The sequence below is a fragment of the Nocardia aobensis NBRC 100429 genome, assembly GCF_000308375.1.
GTDB classification, from domain to species: Bacteria; Actinomycetota; Actinomycetes; order Mycobacteriales; family Mycobacteriaceae; genus Nocardia; species Nocardia aobensis.
The window spans coordinates 1-17,065 of the sequence record NZ_BAFQ01000141.1; the positions used below are offsets into that span (position 1 = coordinate 1).

The window sequence follows — 17,065 nt, forward strand, 5'->3', positions numbered from 1 at the left end:
ATACCGGAGATGCCGCTGCCGTCCGAACTTCCCACCGGCGCCCCGCCCGTCCCCGCGTCGTTGGCCACCAGAACCTCCACCGCCTGCCCGGCCACCGTCACGGTCACGGTGACCGCCGCCCCCGGCGCATGCCGGGAGACGTTCGACAGCGACTCCTGCACGATCCGGTACAGCGCGAGACCGACGGTATCGGGGACCGCGGCCAGCGGACCGTCGATGGTCCAGTCGATGTGCACACCCGCACGGCGCACCCCGTCCAACATCGACACCACATCGGCGGCTACCGGCTGCGGGGCGTGTTCGGGCAGCTGACCGTCGCTGCGCAGGACGCCGAGCATGCTGCGGATCTCGTTGAGCGCCTCCCGGGCGGACGCCCCGATGGAGTCGAATTCCGCGCGGGCCGCCTCGGACACGTCCGGCACCCGGTAGGGCGCGGTCTGTGCCTGCACCACGACCATCGACATGTGGTGGGCGACCACATCGTGCAGATCGCGCGCGATGCGGGCCTTCTCCTCGAGGATCGCGCGGCGGGCCCGTTCCAGTTCGTTCTGCTCCTCCTGGCGCACCAGCGCCTGCCGCGACAGCACCAGCCAGCGCACCAGCAGACCGAATCCGACCAGCCCGGTCATCGCCAGCGGCCAGCCGAACCCAGCCTCCGCGAACGAGCCGGTTCCGGCCATGGTGGTCGCGAACAGCAGTGACGACGCGATCCAGGCGATCAGCACGATCTGCATCGGCGCCCGCACCGCCACCGCGAACAGCAACGCGAACAACACCAGGATGTGGACGACCTGGAACGGCAGATCGTTGCCCGGCTGATAGGGGATGGCCAGCGCGATCAGCAAGGCCGCGCCGGCGGAGATGGCCCAGCCCAGAGCCGGATTCACGCGAATCAGCAGCAGCGGGAATACGGCCAGCGCGGCGATGAACGGCTGTGCGCCGGCCGGCACCTGATGGGTGAGGTGCAGGGTGGGCCAGCCGACCGCGAACAGCGTTCCCACGACCACCACCGTCGCCATGTCGAACCACAGCCGCGCCCGGCCCGGAGTTCGCGCCGCCGCCCGCGCCTGCCGCGCCACTCGTATCGCCCGTGTCATGGTGACGAGCCTAGGAAGTCGCCGGCGATCCGTCCTCACCCCCGGGTTCGACATCCCACCCCCTACCCCGGTATGACACCGCTGCCCGCGCGCACCCGGGTAGCGGTACCGAAATCGATCCGCAGCGGGAGGTGTGCGCCGGTTCCCGATTCCTACCTTCGACCGCCATGAGCAATATTGCGGATGCGGGCGGGTCGCCGCGCGGGGACCGCGGGATCACGGTGGTCGTCGCTGGGCCGCGCGAGGGCGATCGGGCGGGGCACGGGCACGACGGTAAGCCGTCGCCCGCCATGACGGATCCGACCCGGACGCGCGAGTTCGGCGAAAAGAATTGGCGGAGTGGGAATTTGCGCGCGCTCTTCGCCTTCGGCGCCGTTGTCGCGGCGCTGATCGCGATACTGGTGTCGTTGTCGCCGGGGGCCGGAGCGGCCGAGGCCGGGCCCGCGCCGGAGAGCACGGCCGCCGCGGATGCGGTGCGGGCGCTGACCGGTGACCGGCCGGCGCTGGCGGTGATACCCGCGGATTTCGCTGCGACACAGGGGTATCGGCCGATGCAGCTGGCCGGTATGCCGGTCGACCCGTCCGGCGAGTGCTCCTCACCGATTCCGCTGCCCGCCGAATTCGACACCGCCTGCAAGGCCCACGACCTCGGCTACGACCTGCTCCGCTACGCCGAAGTCCGGGGCCATCCCCTCGGTCCGTGGGCGCGCCGGGCCATCGACAACGCCCTCGAAACCCGCATGTTCGCCGCCTGCGATTCGCGCGGCGATCTGCTCGCCCGCACCCGCTGCACCACGATGGCGACGATCGCCACCGCGGCGGTGGATCTGAACTCCCGCCGCCAGAACTACGCCGCGCCGATGCCCGAATACCTGTTCGGCCGCCAGCTGTCCGGAACGGAACTCGGACCGCAGGTGGTCCACGTCCTCGCCCGGCTCGCCATGGTGCTGCTGATGGTGGCGGCGTTGTTCGCCATCGTCCGCCGCACCATCCCGCCGCGCCGGGCAGGACAACGTACAGCGTCACCGGCGACTCGGTGGTCGCCGTGGTCGGATTCTCGTGGCGCATCGGCCGGGCGCATGTGGAGCCGGCGCTCGGGTGGGAGTACCGGCAATCGCGACGGGCGCGTTCTCCCCGCACGCATCGGTGCCGCGGCATCGCGGACCGCACGAGGGGCGCGCGAATGGTTGTCGCGCAACGCTGTTCAGCTACGCGGCGTTACCGTGCGAGGTGTCGACGGGATAGGCCTGTGGCCCGGCACTCCGGCGACAGTGGCGGCGGGAGGCGGCGCATGGGCGCCGGGGCAGGCGCGGCCGGCCGTTACGGCGCTGGAACTCTCACCGTTGCGGCGTCCGGGTGCCGGCGGGACGACAGGCACAACACCGTCTTCCCACTCTTTCGAGCGGGCGCGGAATGCACTCGGCGCGGTTATCCGCCGCCTCGTCACCATCGGCAAGCCCCGGACCGGAACCCTGGTGGCCTCGGCGGCGGGGATTTCCGCCTCGCTGGCGCCGGGGCTACTTCCGCGCACCTCGGTCGCGCAGGCGTTGCTCACCGCCCTGCTGGTACTCATCGCGCTCGGTGTGGCGGGACTGGGCCGGAAAGTGTTGGGACACTGGGTGATCGATACCGAGGCAGGGACGAGGCGGTTCCGGAAATCGATCGTGATCGCATGCTGTGCCGTGGCCGGTACCGCGCTCACCCATGCCTGGTACTGGCAGAACCGGCTGCGGGCGGCCATGGATTTTCCGCCGGTCGGTGTGCGGTACTGGCTGCATTGGGCGATCGGCGTCGTCGCGGTGGTCGTTCCGATCGTACTCATCCTGCGCGGATTGCGCTGGGCGGCACGGTATGTGGGACGCCTGCGGGCGGCGGCACTGGTCACCGCCACCGTCCTGGCCTGCCAGTTCGCCCTGCTACCGGCCGTCGTGAATTGGCAGCGGTCGGCATTCGCCTCGGCCGACGCGGCCATAGACCCGACGGTGGTGCGGCCGGTCTCCTACACCCGCTCGGGCAGTCCGGAATCGGCCGTGAGCTGGTCCTCGCTCGGAGCGGAGGGGCGCAAATTCGTCGCCGAACGCGGCCGATCGGTCCGCGTCTACATCGGCATGGATTCCGCGCCGGATCTCGATTCCCGTGTCGCCCTGGCTATTCGGGAGATCGAAAGGTCCGGCGGATTCGATCGTCGGCACCTCGTGGTGATGGTGCCTACCGGATCGGGGTGGCTCGACGCCGGCGCCGCCCGCGGCCTGGACGAGCGGTTCGACGGCGACGCGACGCTGGTCGGCATGCAGTATTCGCAGGCTCCCAGCTGGGCGACCTTCCTGTTCGCCCGAGCCGACGCCGAGCGCTCGGCGCGAGCCCTGTTCACCGGAATCGAACGACACCTGGCCGGCCTGGCCCATCCACCGAAGCTCTACGTCTACGGCCAGAGCCTGGGCGCGACCGCGGGCAGCGCGATCTTCGCCGACGATCGCGACGAAAGCGCCCGAGTGTGCGCCGCACTGTGGGCGGGCCCACCGGCCTCGGCGGTGCACCGTGGCGGCGCGACCGTCCTCGCCAACTCCTCCGATCCGGTGGTGCAGTGGTCGCCGCGATTGCTCTGGCGCGCACCCGATCTCACCGGGACCCGCCACGACGCACCACACCCGATGTGGCTGCCGGGGCTGAGCTGGGTGCAGACCACCGCCGATTTGCTCTCCGCGCTCGCCCCGGGCCCCGGCCACGGCCACCGCTACGGATCGGATCAGGGCACCGCGCTCGGGAGCTGCTGACGTCGATGCCGCGGCCGGGGGCGGTCACGGCATCGGCTCCCACCCAACCGACCACCGTGCCCGCCCGGCCCCCGCCGTGTGCTATACCGGTTCTCGCAGGTCAGAACTGTAAATCGGCGGAAGGACGGCATGGACAAGCCCACGAATCTGGTGGAATTCGAGACCATGCTGCTCGGCCGCTACACCATTCACCCGCGCTATCGCCGCGACGGCACCCGCCTCGATCGCAGCGCCTACCTGCTGCTCAGCCGGCTCGCCATCGAGGGCCCGATGTCGATCGGTCAGCTCAGCGAGGCGTTCGGCCTCGACGCCTCCACGCTGAACCGGCAGACCGCGGCACTGCTGCGCGCCGGACATGTCGAGCGGATCCCCGATCCCGAGGGCGGAATGGCCCGCAAGTTCCGCATCACACCGGCCGGCGAGGAGAATCTCGACGCCGAACGCAACGCCAACATCGAAGGCCTGGGCCGCGTTCTGGAGGGCTGGTCCCCCGACGACGTCGCGCGCTTCGCCGACTATCTGCAGCGCTTCAACACCGATATCGAGCGGCTCGACGGCCGCCCGTGGCCGCGGCCGTAACCGGCCGATCGGCGCGGCGGCGCCACCTCCTCGGTACGCCGCCGCATCCGGGCGGAACGGGCCCGCCGATCGGCCGCGCTCAGGCGATCGGACCGCGCGCGGCCTCGTAGGCGGCGCCCACCCGGTAGAGCCGGTCGTCGGCCAGCGCCGGCGCCATGATCTGCAGGCCCACCGGCAGGCCGTCGTCGGCGGACAGTCCCGACGGCACCGACATCGCGCAGTGCCCGGCCAGGTTCGTCGGGAGGGTGCACAGGTCCGACAGGTACATCGCCAGCGGATCGTTCACCTTCTCCCCCAGCTTCCACGGCGTGAACGGGCTGGTCGGCGAGACCAGCACATCGACGCTCTCGTAGGCCTTGTCGAAGTCCTGGGCGATCAGGGTGCGCACCTTCAGCGCCTGACCGTAGTAGGCGTCGTAGTATCCGGCCGAGAGCGCGTAGGTGCCGATCATGATGCGGCGCTTGACTTCCGGGCCGAATCCCGCCTCGCGGGTCAGCGACATGACCTGCTCCGCGGAGTGACTGCCGTCGTCGCCGACACGCAGGCCGTACCGCATCGCGTCGAACCGAGCCAGGTTGGACGACACCTCACTCGGCAGGATCAGGTAGTAGGACGCCAGCGCGTATTCGAAGTGCGGGCACGACACCTCGACCACCTCGGCGCCCAGATCCTTCAGCTGCGCCACCGCCGCGTCGAAGGAGGCGAGCACACCCGGCTGGTAGCTGTCGGAATGCAGTTCCTTGACCACGCCGACCCGCACCCCGGCCAGATCGCCGCGCGCACCCGCGCGAGCGGCCTCCACGAGCGCCGGCACCGGCACATCGCGCGAAGTCGAGTCCTTCGGGTCGTAACCGGCGATCACCTCGTGCAGCAATGCGGTGTCGAGCACGGTGCGACCGCACGGGCCGCCCTGGTCCAGCGACGACGCGCAGGCGACCAGGCCGTAGCGGGACACGGTGCCGTAGGTGGGCTTGGTACCGACGGTCGCGGTGACCGCGGCGGGCTGACGGATGGACCCGCCGGTGTCGGTGCCGATCGCCAGCGGCGCCTGATACGAGGCCAGGGCCGCCGCCGAACCGCCGCCGGAACCGCCGGGGATCCGGCTGGTGTCCCAAGGGTTGCGGGTCGGGCCGTAGGCGGAGTTCTCGGTGGACGACCCCATCGCGAACTCGTCCATGTTCGTCTTGCCCAGGATCGGGATGCCGGCGGCGCGCAGCTTGGCCGTCACGGTCGCGTCGTAGGGCGATACCCAGCCCTCGAGAATTTTCGACGCGCAGGTGGTCGGCATATCCGTGGTGGTGAAAACGTCCTTGAGCGCCAACGGAACTCCCGCCAGCGGCGAGGCCACGGTGCCCGCGGCGATCGCGGCGTCGACCTCGGCGGCGGTCACCAGCGCCTGCTCACCGGCCACATGCAGGAAAGCGTTCAGTTCACCGTCGACCTCGGCGATGCGCTGCAGATGCGCCTCGGTGACCTGCACCGAGGACACCTCGCGGCCGTGGATCTTCTCCGCCAGCTCGGCCGCGGACAGTTTCGTCAGATCGCCGCTCATCACTCGCCTTCTCCCAGGATCTGCGGAACCATGAACCGCTGCTCGTCGACCGCGGGGGCGCCGGACAGCGCCTCGTCCGGGCTGAGCCCGGGGACGACCACATCCGGGCGGGTGACGTTGGCGGTCGGGTTCGGCGACGCGGTGGCCGGTACGTCGGCGGCGACCTCGGTGATGACCTGCACATGACTCAGGATCGAATCCAGCTGACCGGCATAAAGATCGAGCTCTTCGTCGGTGAGGGCGAGCCGGGACAACCGGGCGAGGTGTGCGACCTCGTCGCGGGAGATGGCGGACACCGCGAATCCCCTTTCGGCAGGTTGGTGCGTGTCGATGGCGCAGGGCGCTGCGCATGGGACAGCCTAATGGGGTCAAGGCCCGGAGGCGGCAGCGGATGCGTAACCACGCAGGGCCTCCCCATTAGGCTCGGACAACACAGCCTAATGGGTGCGCGTTGTAGCCATCCGGTCACGGTCGGGCTGCGCTGTTCGTTCCGGTGCTCGCCGGAAACAAGGTTGACATCACAACGTCATCGGAACGGCACTGGCACGGCACCGGGTGTTCGGCCGACAATGTATGTGGCGTACCTCACTGCCCCGGCTTCGAATCGTTTGCTGGAAGCAGTGGGTGTAAGTATTGCGAGACTCGGGTATACGTCCGAAAGTCTCGGTCGCACAGGAAAGGAAGGCAAGCACGTGTCATATCTGCTTCGCGTGCAGCTTCCGGATCGCCCAGGAAGTCTCGGTTCACTCGCAGTAGCGCTGGGCTCCGTCGGCGCCGACATCCTCTCGCTGGATGTCGTCGAACGCGGCGCAGGATATGCGATCGACGATCTGGTGGTGGAAGTTCCGTCGGGTGCACTGCCCGACACGTTGATCACCGCGGCCGAATCGCTCGCCGATGTGCGGGTCGATTCGCTGCGTCCCTATTCCGGCATTCTCGACACCCATCGCGAACTGGAGCTGATCGACCAGGTCGCCACCGCGCGCGACGACCGGCTGCAGGTGCTGGTCGACGGCGTCCCGCGCGTGCTGCAGGTCGGATGGAGCACCGTGATGGATCTGGGGCCGCACGGCGGCGGCCAGCGTCTGGTCGGCAGCGCCAGCGCACCCGAGACGCAGGCCGGCAGTGTGCCGTGGATGCCGCTCGAGAAGCCGACGGCCCTCGATCCCGAGGCCGACTGGGTCCCGCAGATCTGGCGGGACATGGACACCAAACTGGCGGCCGCCCCGCTCGGCAACACCGGTAAGGCGCTGCTGCTCGGCCGTCCCGGCGGGCCGGAATTCCGTCCGTCCGAGGTCGCACGGCTGGGTTATCTGGCGGGCATCGTCGCCACCGTACTGAGCTGAAACGGTTGCGGCGCAGCGCCTTCGGCGATCAGGAGCTGCAAGTGGCGGCTCCTGCTCGCCTCGCGCCGTCTACGCCTACGCGCCGGGCGTGAGTTCCAGCCGCATCACGGTGAGCGGCAGCCCGGCGTCGGTATGCCAATCCCGTTCCGGCACATGGGCGAAACCCATCCGCTGGTAGATGCGCCGGGCGTCGGCCATCCCGGGCATCGTGGTCAATACGACGGCGGCGAAGCTCTCCGCCCGTGCCGTCTCGACGACGGTGCGGACCAGGGCGGTGCCGACGCCGGCGCCGCGGGCGCGCTTGGCGACCGCGAGCATGCGGAACTCCAGCTCACCGGCCCGCGCGATATCCGCGTACGGAGTGCCGGGCCGCGCGATGGTCAACGAACCGAGCAGATCTCCGTCGCGCTCGGCGACGAGGACCTCGGCTTCGCGCGCTCTGGTCTCGGTATCGGAAAGTTCGGCCACATAGGGGCTTTCGGAATGCACATGCCCCTCGCCGACATAGGTGTCGACCGTCAGCTGTGCGATCGCCGCGAAATCGTCCGGGCGGGCGCGGCGAATCCGCACCCGCGTATCCCACTGATCCATGCTCAGTCCGATTCGTCCTCGGTATCCGACTCCGGCCGCACCGCATCGGGCCCCTCCGCCAGCAGCGTGCGGAACCCGTCCTCGTCGAGAATGGGCACGCCCAGTTCCTCCGCCTTGGCCGCCTTGGACCCCGGGGCGTCACCGATCACCACGAAAGCCGTTTTCTTCGAGACGGATCCGGCCGCCTTGCCGCCGCGCACCAGGATCGCCTCCTTGGCCTCGTCGCGGGAGAACCCTTGCAGCGAGCCGGTGACCACGATCGACAACCCCTCCAGGTTGCGTTCGATGGATGCGTCGCGCTCGTCCTCCATCCGCACTCCGGCCGCACGCCACTTCTCGACGATGGCGCGGTGCCAGTCGACGGTGAACCATTCCTTCACCGCGGCCGCGATGGTCGGGCCGACGCCGTCGACCGCCGCCAGCGCCTCGGCCGACGCCTCTTCGATCGCCGCCATACTGCCCAGCTCGGCAGCCAGGGCGCGCGCCGCGGTCGGCCCGACGTGGCGGATGGACAAGGCCACCAGCACCCGCCACAACGGACGGTCCTTGGCGGTGTCCAGATTCTGCAGCAGGCGTTTGCCGTTGGCCGAGAGCGTGCCGCTCTTGTTGACGAAAAGCGTTGTGCCGAGCAGCTTTTCCTCGCTCAGGTCGAACAGATCGCCCTCGTCCGAGATCGCGCCCGACTTCAGCAGGTCGATCGCCGCCTCGTAGCCCAGCGCCTCGATATCGAAGGCGCCGCGCCCGGCCATGTGGAACACCCGCTCCCGCAGCTGCGCGGGGCAGTGCCGCTGGTTCGGGCAGCGGATATCGGCATCGCCCTCCTTCTCGGGAGCGAGTTCGGTGCCGCATTCCGGGCAGTGGGTGGGCATGACGAAGCGCCGTTCACTGCCGTCGCGCACGTCGACCACCGGGCCGAGCACCTCGGGAATCACATCGCCGGCCTTGCGGATGGTGACGGTATCGCCGATCAGCACACCCTTGCGCTCGACCTCCGAGGCGTTGTGCAGCGTGGCCATCGCGACCGTGGAACCGGCGACGGTCACCGGTTCCATCACCGCGAACGGCGTGACCCGGCCGGTGCGGCCGACGTTGACCTGGATGTCGAGCAGGCGGGTGGTGGCCTCCTCGGGCGGGTACTTGTAGGCGATGGCCCAGCGCGGGGCACGCGAGGTGCTGCCGAGGCGGCGTTGCAGGGTGAACTCGTCGACCTTGATCACCTGGCCGTCGATTTCGTGCTCGATGTCGTGGCGGTGCTCGCCCCAGTAGCGAATGCGCTCGACCACCGCGTCGGCACCCTGCACGCGCACGGTGTGCGCCGAGACGGGCAGACCCCAGGCCGCCAGTGCCTGATACGCCTCGTACTGGGAGGACGGGCTGAATCCGACCATCCGGCCGAAGCCGTGGCAGATCATGCGCAGCCGGCGCCGGGAGGTGACCGCCGGATCCTTCTGCCGCAGCGATCCGGCGGCGGTGTTGCGCGGATTCGCGTACGGCGGCTTGCCCTCGGCGACGATCGCCGCGTTCAGATTCTCGAAGTCCTCGAGCCGGAAGTACACCTCACCACGCACCTCGAGCAGTTCCGGAATCGGGAATTCCGTTGTGGGCGTGAGCTGTTCGGGGATGTCTTCGATCGTGCGCGCGTTGAGGGTGACGTCCTCACCGGTGCGGCCGTCGCCGCGGGTGGCGCCGCGCACCAGGCGGCCGTTCTCGTAGACGAGGTTCAGCGCCACACCGTCGATCTTCACCTCGCACACGAAGTGCGTATCGGCGCCGGTTTCGGCGACCACCCGGCCGATCCAGGTGCGCATCTCGTCCTCGTCGAACACGTTGTCCAGCGAGAGCATGCGCTCGAGATGGTCGACCGCGGTGAATTCGGTGGCGAAGCCGCCGCCGACCAGCTGCGTGGGCGAATCGGGCGTGCGCAGGTCCGGATGCGCCTCCTCCAGCGCCAGCAGCCGCTGGAACAGCGCGTCGAACTCGCCGTCGGAGATGATCGGCGCATCGCGCACGTAGTACCGGAACTGGTGTTCGCGCACCTGCTCGGCCAGCTGCTGCCATTCGGTGCGCTCGTCGGCCGTGGCCGCCTCGGCGGCGTCGGCCGCCTCGGCGGCACGTGCGTCCTCGATCCCGGTTTCGCTCACCTCTGGCACATTAGCCCAGCCCACCGACATGCTCGTGGACCGTTCGGGCACGTCCGAATCAGGCGTTCACGGCGGCCCGGACGTCGTCCGGCCAGGACGGGGGCGCCGATTCGAAGGTGCGATCCGCGTTCGCGAGCACCGCCCGGCCCATCGCGTAGTTACCGGTGCCGCCGATGATCGCACCGAGCCCGGCGGGCAGCGCCCGGCCGAACAGCAACGCCCCGCGCTTGGCGATGAAGCCGACGATGAATTTGCGCGCCATCGGGTTGTCGATCGAACGGACCACCGGGAGTTTGTCCGCCACCGCCGAGGCCCAGTCCTTGGCCGACTGCCCGGCGCCCTTCCCGAGCAGCTGCGCCCCTCCCTCGCCCAGGACCACCGCGGCCACGAGCGCCCGGCGCTGCTGCTGCGACATCGCGCGCATCCCGTGCAACTCCCCCACCGAGACCGCGTAGAACGCCGAGGCCTCCATGAAGAAGACCGATTCCACGCCGCTGGCCGCCAGTCCGATCACGGTGCCCACGCCGGGCACCGCGGCCGACAGACCCGCGAGTGTGCCGCTGACGGTCACCGCCCCCAGATAGCGCCACCGCAGGCCGGCCTCGATGTCCTCCGGCGTGCGCTCCGGATGCTTGCGCCGCAACCGGTCGACGTACTTGGCCGCCAGCGGCTCCTGCACCCCCGTCCCCGCTCGCACGAAGGTCTCCACCGACTTCTGCACTACCCGCTCGAACATCCCGGAGGGCCCCTTTCGTCGACACCGGCGACCTTACGGAGATCGCACCGTTCGTGTCCTACCGACACGAACAGGGCGAACGTCACCGCGGCCGCCGCACTTTTCGCACCGAAGCCGCCGCGACCGCCGGGCCCGAGGGGCACGGCCTCGCGACAACTCCGCTCGGCAGTGCGATTACCCGCACGCCGGTCGTTCACGCGCCGATGTGCCGATGCCCATGCTCGGGCTCAGAGGAGTTGACTGTCTCGGCACAGGCTCGAACCGCGCGCGGAGGGCGGCGCCCGGTGGGTGCCGGGGTCGAAGGACCACGAATCCGCGTCCGCGGCCGGCCGCCAGAACAGCAGACCGTCCCCGCCCGCGGCGACTTCGTAGACGTTGTCGCGGCCTTCGATCAGCTGGTCGCCCACGCAGTAGTCGGTGTATTCGGTTCCGGGTTGCCGGGCTCCCGGGCTGAAATGTCCGGCGGGCGCGCTCGCCGCACCCGGATCGGGCACCGTGCTCGGACCGGGGGCCGCGGCCCCGCGAATCCATCGCGCCGCGCCGGCGGCGTCGATCCCGCAGCTGTAACTCCACCCGCCCGCGGTGACGATGTCTCCGCGCGGATGGGCGATGTCGGCCCAGAGGCATTGCGCGGCAACCGGTTCGACGGCCTCGCGGGCGAGCGACCCAGCAGCGCCACCAGGGGCCGCCGCCGCGATCGCACCGGCGAGGGCGACGCCTGCCGCCGCTACTCGTGCACACTGCACACCGAATGCCACGTTCATGTTCTTCACTCCTCGCAGTCGTGGTGCCTGGAAATAGGAGTGGTGGTTACGCGCCGCCGCACTCGATCCGAGTCGTGGCGCGTAACCGGTGGTGTGTGTAACCGCCCTGCTATCTAATTGATGGCGGCACAGTTCTCGGCAGGCACAGTCTCCGCAGACCCGATCGGCCCTGGATCAGGCCGCACCGAACGCGGTGACATCGGAGAGGAGGGCGGCGGCAGATGAGCGGGCATCCCGAGCCGGCGCCGCCGTCCCGCGACGACCACGCCGACTGGGAGGAGATCTTCCACGGCAATGTCGACTGGGTGTACGCGCTGATGCTCGCGAAGGTGGGCGCCGCGCCCGACGCCGAGGAGCTGACGACGGAGGTGTTCATGACAGCGCTGGAACCATCGCCCATCGGCGCATCACCCCTCGATGCGGAACCGTCGCAGGTTCCGGTGCTGCTGCGCGATACCGCACGCTCGGTGCTGGCCCGCTACTGGCTCTCGCGGGTGGGCCGGGAAATCACCGTGATCGACGCCGACCCGCCCGCCAACGCCTCGGCCACGCCGGCCGCGGCGGTCGGTGATCTGCTCGCCGAACTGCCGGAGCCCTATCGGCGCGTCCTGGAATTGCGCTTCCTGCAAGGACTTTCGATACAGGACACCGCGGCGCGGCTCGGTGTCGGCGTTCCCGAGGCCGAGGCACGCCAGCGTCTGGCATTGCGATCGGCCGCCCGTTCCGGATCAGGAGGCTCGCTGTGAGCAGCAAAGACGTGGAGCGCTACGTCGACGACATCCTGGCCGGCCGCAGCCCGCGCGGTTTCCGGCCCGACGATGACGACGCCGCCCAGATCCGCGCCGCGATCGCGCTGCGGTCGGCCCGGACCGGTGCGGGCAGTCCCGACGAGGAGTTCATCACCCGGCTACACCATCGCCTGGCCGAGGACCTCGACGAGCCCACCGCCGATCCGGGCGCGCGCACGCGGCGTCCCACCCGCCGCACCATGCTGATCGGCACCTCGGTGGCCGCCGCGGCCGCAGCGGGCGGGGTGATCGACCACACGCTGCTGAGCGGATCCGACGAGCCGAAAGTTCCCGCCGCACAGCAGACGCTCGTACCGTCGCACGGAACCTGGCAACCGGTCCTCGCCAGTACCGAACTTCCGGACGGCGCGACCGCACCGTTCGAGCTCGGCGCGGTCAACGGCTTCCTCCGCCGCCGCGGCGGGATGGTCTACGCGCTGTCGGGAATCTGCACCCACCAGGGGTGCAAGTTGTGGCTGGACGCGGCCACGGCGCGCCTGCGCTGCCCGTGCCATTCGACCTCCTTCGGTTTCGAGGGTGAGGTCGTGACTCACGAACTGCCCCGCACGCCGGCTCCGCTGCCGCGGCTGCAGGTTCGTGAATCGAACGGCTCGATCGAGGTGTTCGCACCGGAGAAGCCGGCGTGACGGCGTGCGCACCGAACCGCGTGTAACCACACCACGTATCTATCCCTGACAGGCGCGTGCGTCACCGGGCTGCAGGAGGGTGGTTGGGATGGCAGGGCGATCCACGGCCGGGTCGCGGTCGCCGGAGGAGCCCGGACGACGCGAGCTGCGACTGGTACCGCAGGATCGCTATCCCAGCTGGGAAGAGGTGTACCGGGACAATGTCGGCTGGGTCTACGCGCTGATCTTCTCGAAGGTCGGCAACAAACCGGATGCGGAGGATCTCACCGCGGAGGTGTTCGTGGCCGCGCTGAAACCGCTGCGGATCACCGCGAGCGTCGCCGAGGTTCGCGCCTATCTGCGGACCACCGCCCGCACCGTGCTCGCCGGTCACTGGCGAGCGCGGATGGGCCGGGAGATCACGGTCATCGACGATGATATTCCGGACGAGACCGGTTCGGCGCCAACCGATTCCGCCGAGTCCCGGGCGCCGGAGCACGTGCGCGCGGTATTGAGCGAACTGCCCGAACGCTACCGCCGGATTCTCGAACTTCGTTTCCTGCAGGGGTTGTCGGTGCGCGAATCGGCTGCCGCACTCGCGATCAGCGTGGCCAATGCGAAGGTGCTGCAGCATCGAGCCCTGCGGGCGGCGTCGGAATCGAATATCGACCTCGGTCTGTAACCCGGTCACCTATCTGTCGGTGAAGCCCCGCACTCGGCGGGGTCCGGATGGAGGCCGATCCGATGCACCGACATCTCGTTCCGAATGTCACCGCCGCTGCGATGGCCGCCCTCGGCGTCATGACGCTGACGGCCTGCGCGACAGCTGCCGACAAGGGCACGAGCCCACCCGCTCCCACCGTCCGCTCCGACGACCCCGGCCTGGGGATGACATCGGGCGCACCCGCACCGATGCCGGAGATGCCGGGAATGTCGAGTGCGCCCCGGACCCCGGCCGTCGCGGCCGGGCCGAACGCCGTCACCATCGACACTTTCGCCTTCGGCCCGCAGACCGTGAGCGTGAAGGCGGGCACCACCGTGACGTGGACCAATCGCGACGAGGAACCGCATACGGTGGTGGCCCGCGACGGCTCGTTCCACTCCCCCGGAATGGGCACGGGGGCCACCTTCAGCTTCACCTTCGCCCAGCCGGGCACCTTCCCCTACTTCTGCTCGATCCATCCCTTCATGCACGCGACCGTGGTGGTGACCCCGTGACCGAACAACATCCGCAGCACACCGATCCGCGTGACCCGCACGCCATGACCCGGCGGCAACTGCTCCGCCACAGCGCCTGGTTCGGCGCGGCCGTCGGACTGACCGTGGTCGGCGGCGAGGTCATCTCCCATGTGGCGGGCGCGGCCCCGGCCACATCCGAACGTCCCACCCTGCGATTCGCGCAGATCAGCGACAGCCATATCGGATTCCAGGGCACCGCCAACGCGAATGTCACCGACACCTTCACCGAGGCGATCGCTCAGGTCGACGCGCTCGGGTACACACCGGATTTCGTCATCCACACCGGGGACCTGACACATCTGGCCACGCCCGCGCAATTCGATCAGGTCCGCCAGATGATGTCCGGATTGTCCACGCCGCACATCTTCACCGTGCCCGGCGAACACGATTCGACCGACGACGGCGGACAGCGATACCGCGACGTGTTCGGACAGGGCACTCGCGGTGACGGCTGGTACAGCTTCGATATCGCGGGCGTGCACGTCATCGGCCTGGTCAATACGCTCCACGCGCAGAATCTGGGGCATCTCGGGCAGGACCAGATCGACTTCGTCCGCAACGATGTGGCGGGATTGTCCGCGGACACACCGATCATCGTCTTCAGCCACATTCCGCTGTTCGCCATGTACCCCCAATGGGGTTGGGGCACAGACGATGCCGCGCAGGTCCTGAACCTGCTGCGGCGGTTCTCCTCGGTCACCTGCCTCAACGGCCATGTGCATCAACTCTTCACCAAGACCGAGGGAAACATCACCTTCTTCAGCGGGACGACCACCGCCTATCCCCTGCCACATCCCGGCGACGGGCCCGCGCCCAAACCGGTGACGTTGCCAGCCGGAAAGCTGCACGACGCCCTGGGAATCCGGGAAGTGAGCTACCAGCAGGGCAGGCAGCTGCTCGCGATCAAGGAGCAGGCACTGCGATGACCACGATCCCTTCCGCCTGGTCGCGGTTCCCATCGCGGGTGGCGATCAGCGCCGGCCTCGTCACCACCGGTGTCGTGCACACTCAGCTCTACGAACGCGGCTACCGCTACATCGAATACGTGGGCCGGTCGTTCGCCATCCAGGCCGCCGCCGCCTTCGCGCTGGCCGCACTGGTTCTCGTCGGTCCGTGGACCATGCGCGCGGCGGCGGCGGTGCTCAGCGTCGCCGCCCTGGGCGGTTTCGTGCTGTCACGGACGATCGGCCTGTTCGGATTCACCGAAAGCGGCTGGCAGCCGGCACCGCAGGCGATGATCGCCGTCGTCGCCGAGATCTGCACCCTCGTGGTCTGTCTGGCCTCGCTGAACCGGAGGCAACTTCGCACCTGATGTCGCGGCGCCGCACGGCGGACGGCAGGATGGCTCGGGTGCTGCGTAGTTTTCAGGTGACCAACCACCGATCCCTGGCCGAACCACAGGAGCTCCGCCTGGTCTCGAGCCGGGCCGGAGCGCTGCCCGCGCCCGTCACCGCCGTGCACGGCGCGGCCGCCAGCGGCAAATCCGGTCTCGTCGACGCACTGGCCCACATGCGCGACGCGGTCCTGCATTCGGTGACCGGCTGGGATCCCTACGCCGGACCGGTGCGCACACCGCATCTCGGATTCGCCGATCGGCCTTCGGAATTCGTCGCCACCTTCGTCGCGGAGGGCACGCCCTACACCTACGGGTTCCGCCTCGACAATGCCGATGTCACCGCCGAATGGCTGCATACGCATCCGCACAACCGCAAACGCATCATCTTCGAGCGCGAGGGCGAACAGATCCGGATCGGGCCGATGTTCGAACCGGTTCGCTTCGGCATCAGCGCCCTGGTGCCGCTGGTGCGGCCGAATGCGCTGCTGCTCAGCCTGACCGGGCAGATGTACGCCGAGGCGCTGGTACCCGCCTATCGCTGGTTCTCCGCCCAGCTCGACGTCCAGCGCGGGCCCGCCGACCCGCACGGCGTCGCCGAGCGCCTCGGCGGCCACATCTCCCGCTCCGCGGACAACGCCGCGCGGTTGCTGATGCTGCTGCGCTCGGCCGAACTGGGCATCGAGGATCTGCTGCTGGCCGAGAACGATCCGATGTACGCGGACTACCTGCGCGACATCGACGGTGAAATCGCCGGTATGGCAAAGGAATTGGATGCCTGCGCCGCATCGCCGGCACACGCGCTGCGGGTGCGCGAAACCCTCGGCGTGGAACCGGTCGCCCTCGAGCGGGAACTGAGCAATCTGCGCGCGGCCCGCGACACCCTCTACGCGCGTATGGTCGCCCGCCGCGGGGTCGGGCTCGGGGTGGTCCACGAGGGCATCGACGCCGCCTTCGACATCGCCGACGAATCCACCGCCACCCTGGCCCTGCTGCGCCTGCTGCCGACCGTCCTCGACGCGCTCGACACGGGCCGGGTCCTGGCGGTCGACGATATCGACACCCATCTCACCGGTGACACCGCCGACCGTGTGATCCAGCTGTTCCAGAATCCGGAGACCAACTCCCGGGGCGCGCAGTTGATCTTCACCACCCGCAACCGCACCCTGATCGACCGCGGCAACGGGCGGTCGCAGTCCCGGCGCACCAAGGTGTGGCAGGTGCGCCGCACCCCGACCGGCACCAGCGAGATCACCTCGAACTGAGTCGTGCGACCGGCGGCACATCGAGGCTGTCCCGTTTGTCCGCCTAGCATGGAGGCATGCTGCTGCAGATCGTGTTCATCGTGTTGATCGCCGGCGCGCTGGTCGCGCTGTTGATGAACTTCCGCGGCCGGGGCCGTTTCGGTGGATTCCAGCGCGCCCAACTGGAGGCCGGGACGCTGCGCATCACCGGCGTGAGCCCGCGCCCGGCCGGTCAGGGCGAGCAGTTCGTGACCA

Annotated in this window: 17 protein-coding genes; 10 read left to right on the top strand and 7 right to left on the bottom strand. The window is 69.4% G+C overall.

Annotated features, from left to right (window positions below; genetic code table 11):
• Positions 1-1,097: sensor histidine kinase (locus tag RJ03_RS17960; RefSeq protein ID WP_036503953.1), on the bottom strand; the 1,097-nt coding region annotated here is incomplete at its 3' end.
• Between the two features lie 167 nt (positions 1,098-1,264).
• On the opposite strand from RJ03_RS17960, the gene RJ03_RS17965 reads away from it, so the two are divergent.
• Both RJ03_RS17965 and RJ03_RS17970 read left to right on the top strand, forming a co-directional pair.
• Complete coding sequence (locus tag RJ03_RS17965; RefSeq protein WP_245552317.1) at positions 1,265-3,871, top strand: alpha/beta-hydrolase family protein; 2,607 nt, start codon at positions 1,265-1,267, stop codon at positions 3,869-3,871.
• A gap of 129 nt (positions 3,872-4,000) precedes the next feature.
• Positions 4,001-4,450: a MarR family winged helix-turn-helix transcriptional regulator gene (locus RJ03_RS17970; protein ID WP_036503940.1), complete on the top strand. Its 450-nt coding sequence runs from the start codon at positions 4,001-4,003 to the stop codon at positions 4,448-4,450.
• 79 nt (positions 4,451-4,529) lie between these two features.
• On the opposite strand, the gene gatA is transcribed toward RJ03_RS17970, so the two are convergent.
• Both gatA and gatC read right to left on the bottom strand, forming a co-directional pair.
• A complete protein-coding gene (gatA, locus tag RJ03_RS17975; RefSeq protein WP_036503941.1) occupies positions 4,530-6,002 on the bottom strand; it encodes an Asp-tRNA(Asn)/Glu-tRNA(Gln) amidotransferase subunit GatA in 1,473 nt (490 codons plus the stop codon).
• On the bottom strand, positions 6,002-6,298 hold the full coding sequence (gatC, locus tag RJ03_RS17980; protein WP_036503944.1) for an Asp-tRNA(Asn)/Glu-tRNA(Gln) amidotransferase subunit GatC: 297 nt from the start codon (positions 6,296-6,298) through the stop codon (positions 6,002-6,004). Before gatC ends, gatA begins: the two co-directional genes overlap by 1 nt.
• A 396-nt stretch (positions 6,299-6,694) precedes the next feature.
• On the opposite strand from gatC, the gene RJ03_RS17985 reads away from it, so the two are divergent.
• Complete coding sequence (locus tag RJ03_RS17985) at positions 6,695-7,348, top strand: ACT domain-containing protein (RefSeq protein WP_036503946.1); 654 nt, start codon at positions 6,695-6,697, stop codon at positions 7,346-7,348.
• A gap of 75 nt (positions 7,349-7,423) precedes the next feature.
• Here the strand turns inward: RJ03_RS17985 and RJ03_RS17990 are convergent, their stop codons facing one another.
• The 4 genes from RJ03_RS17990 to RJ03_RS18005 all read right to left on the bottom strand — a co-directional run bounded on the left by RJ03_RS17990 (position 7,424) and on the right by RJ03_RS18005 (position 11,580).
• Positions 7,424-7,939: a GNAT family N-acetyltransferase gene (locus tag RJ03_RS17990; RefSeq protein ID WP_036503947.1), complete on the bottom strand. Its 516-nt coding sequence runs from the start codon at positions 7,937-7,939 to the stop codon at positions 7,424-7,426.
• 2 nt (positions 7,940-7,941) lie between these two features.
• On the bottom strand, positions 7,942-10,080 hold the full coding sequence (gene ligA, locus RJ03_RS17995; protein ID WP_245552318.1) for an NAD-dependent DNA ligase LigA: 2,139 nt from the start codon (positions 10,078-10,080) through the stop codon (positions 7,942-7,944).
• A 58-nt stretch (positions 10,081-10,138) separates the two neighbouring features.
• Complete coding sequence (locus RJ03_RS18000) at positions 10,139-10,816, bottom strand: hypothetical protein (RefSeq protein WP_036503948.1); 678 nt, start codon at positions 10,814-10,816, stop codon at positions 10,139-10,141.
• A 227-nt stretch (positions 10,817-11,043) separates the two neighbouring features.
• Positions 11,044-11,580, bottom strand: coding sequence for a hypothetical protein (locus RJ03_RS18005; protein ID WP_036503949.1), 537 nt, complete (start codon positions 11,578-11,580; stop codon positions 11,044-11,046).
• 221 nt (positions 11,581-11,801) lie between these two features.
• Between RJ03_RS18005 and RJ03_RS18010 the strand changes: the two genes are divergently transcribed.
• From RJ03_RS18010 to RJ03_RS18040, 7 genes are all read left to right on the top strand, one after another.
• On the top strand, positions 11,802-12,326 hold the full coding sequence (locus RJ03_RS18010; RefSeq protein WP_051024818.1) for an RNA polymerase sigma factor: 525 nt from the start codon (positions 11,802-11,804) through the stop codon (positions 12,324-12,326).
• Positions 12,323-13,015 (top strand): Rieske (2Fe-2S) protein, encoded by a 693-nt coding sequence (locus tag RJ03_RS18015; RefSeq protein ID WP_036503951.1) that lies wholly within the window; start codon positions 12,323-12,325, stop codon positions 13,013-13,015. Before RJ03_RS18010 ends, RJ03_RS18015 begins: the two co-directional genes overlap by 4 nt.
• An 88-nt stretch (positions 13,016-13,103) precedes the next feature.
• Positions 13,104-13,676, top strand: coding sequence for an RNA polymerase sigma factor (locus RJ03_RS18020; RefSeq protein WP_051024819.1), 573 nt, complete (start codon positions 13,104-13,106; stop codon positions 13,674-13,676).
• Between the two features lie 62 nt (positions 13,677-13,738).
• The gene (locus RJ03_RS18025; RefSeq protein ID WP_083870993.1) at positions 13,739-14,212 is read left to right on the top strand and encodes a cupredoxin domain-containing protein; all 474 of its coding nucleotides are present in this window, start codon (positions 13,739-13,741) and stop codon (positions 14,210-14,212) included.
• Positions 14,213-14,256: 44 nt separating this feature from the next.
• Positions 14,257-15,159, top strand: a complete 903-nt coding sequence (locus tag RJ03_RS18030) for a metallophosphoesterase family protein (RefSeq protein WP_036503970.1) — start codon at positions 14,257-14,259, stop codon at positions 15,157-15,159.
• Positions 15,156-15,545: a hypothetical protein gene (locus tag RJ03_RS18035; RefSeq protein WP_051024820.1), complete on the top strand. Its 390-nt coding sequence runs from the start codon at positions 15,156-15,158 to the stop codon at positions 15,543-15,545. The genes RJ03_RS18030 and RJ03_RS18035 overlap by 4 nt, the downstream gene beginning before the upstream one ends.
• 38 nt (positions 15,546-15,583) lie before the next feature.
• Positions 15,584-16,831 (top strand): AAA family ATPase, encoded by a 1,248-nt coding sequence (locus tag RJ03_RS18040; RefSeq protein WP_036503972.1) that lies wholly within the window; start codon positions 15,584-15,586, stop codon positions 16,829-16,831.
• Positions 16,832-17,065 lie beyond the last annotated feature (234 nt).

Excerpts from the sequence above, each read along its gene's own strand:
- RJ03_RS17965 (WP_245552317.1), top strand. The coding sequence starts at position 1,265 with ATGAGCAATATTGCGGATGCGGGCGGGTCGCCGCGCGGGGACCGCGGG.
- RJ03_RS18005 (WP_036503949.1), bottom strand. The coding sequence starts at position 11,580 with ATGAACGTGGCATTCGGTGTGCAGTGTGCACGAGTAGCGGCGGCAGGC.
- RJ03_RS17990 (WP_036503947.1), bottom strand. The coding sequence starts at position 7,939 with ATGGATCAGTGGGATACGCGGGTGCGGATTCGCCGCGCCCGCCCGGAC.
- RJ03_RS18035 (WP_051024820.1), top strand. The coding sequence starts at position 15,156 with ATGACCACGATCCCTTCCGCCTGGTCGCGGTTCCCATCGCGGGTGGCG.
- gatA (WP_036503941.1), bottom strand. The coding sequence starts at position 6,002 with ATGAGCGGCGATCTGACGAAACTGTCCGCGGCCGAGCTGGCGGAGAAG.
- RJ03_RS18025 (WP_083870993.1), top strand. The coding sequence starts at position 13,739 with ATGCACCGACATCTCGTTCCGAATGTCACCGCCGCTGCGATGGCCGCC.
- RJ03_RS18010 (WP_051024818.1), top strand. The coding sequence starts at position 11,802 with ATGAGCGGGCATCCCGAGCCGGCGCCGCCGTCCCGCGACGACCACGCC.
- RJ03_RS18000 (WP_036503948.1), bottom strand. The coding sequence starts at position 10,816 with ATGTTCGAGCGGGTAGTGCAGAAGTCGGTGGAGACCTTCGTGCGAGCG.
- RJ03_RS18030 (WP_036503970.1), top strand. The coding sequence starts at position 14,257 with ATGACCCGGCGGCAACTGCTCCGCCACAGCGCCTGGTTCGGCGCGGCC.
- RJ03_RS18020 (WP_051024819.1), top strand. The coding sequence starts at position 13,104 with ATGGCAGGGCGATCCACGGCCGGGTCGCGGTCGCCGGAGGAGCCCGGA.
- RJ03_RS17970 (WP_036503940.1), top strand. The coding sequence starts at position 4,001 with ATGGACAAGCCCACGAATCTGGTGGAATTCGAGACCATGCTGCTCGGC.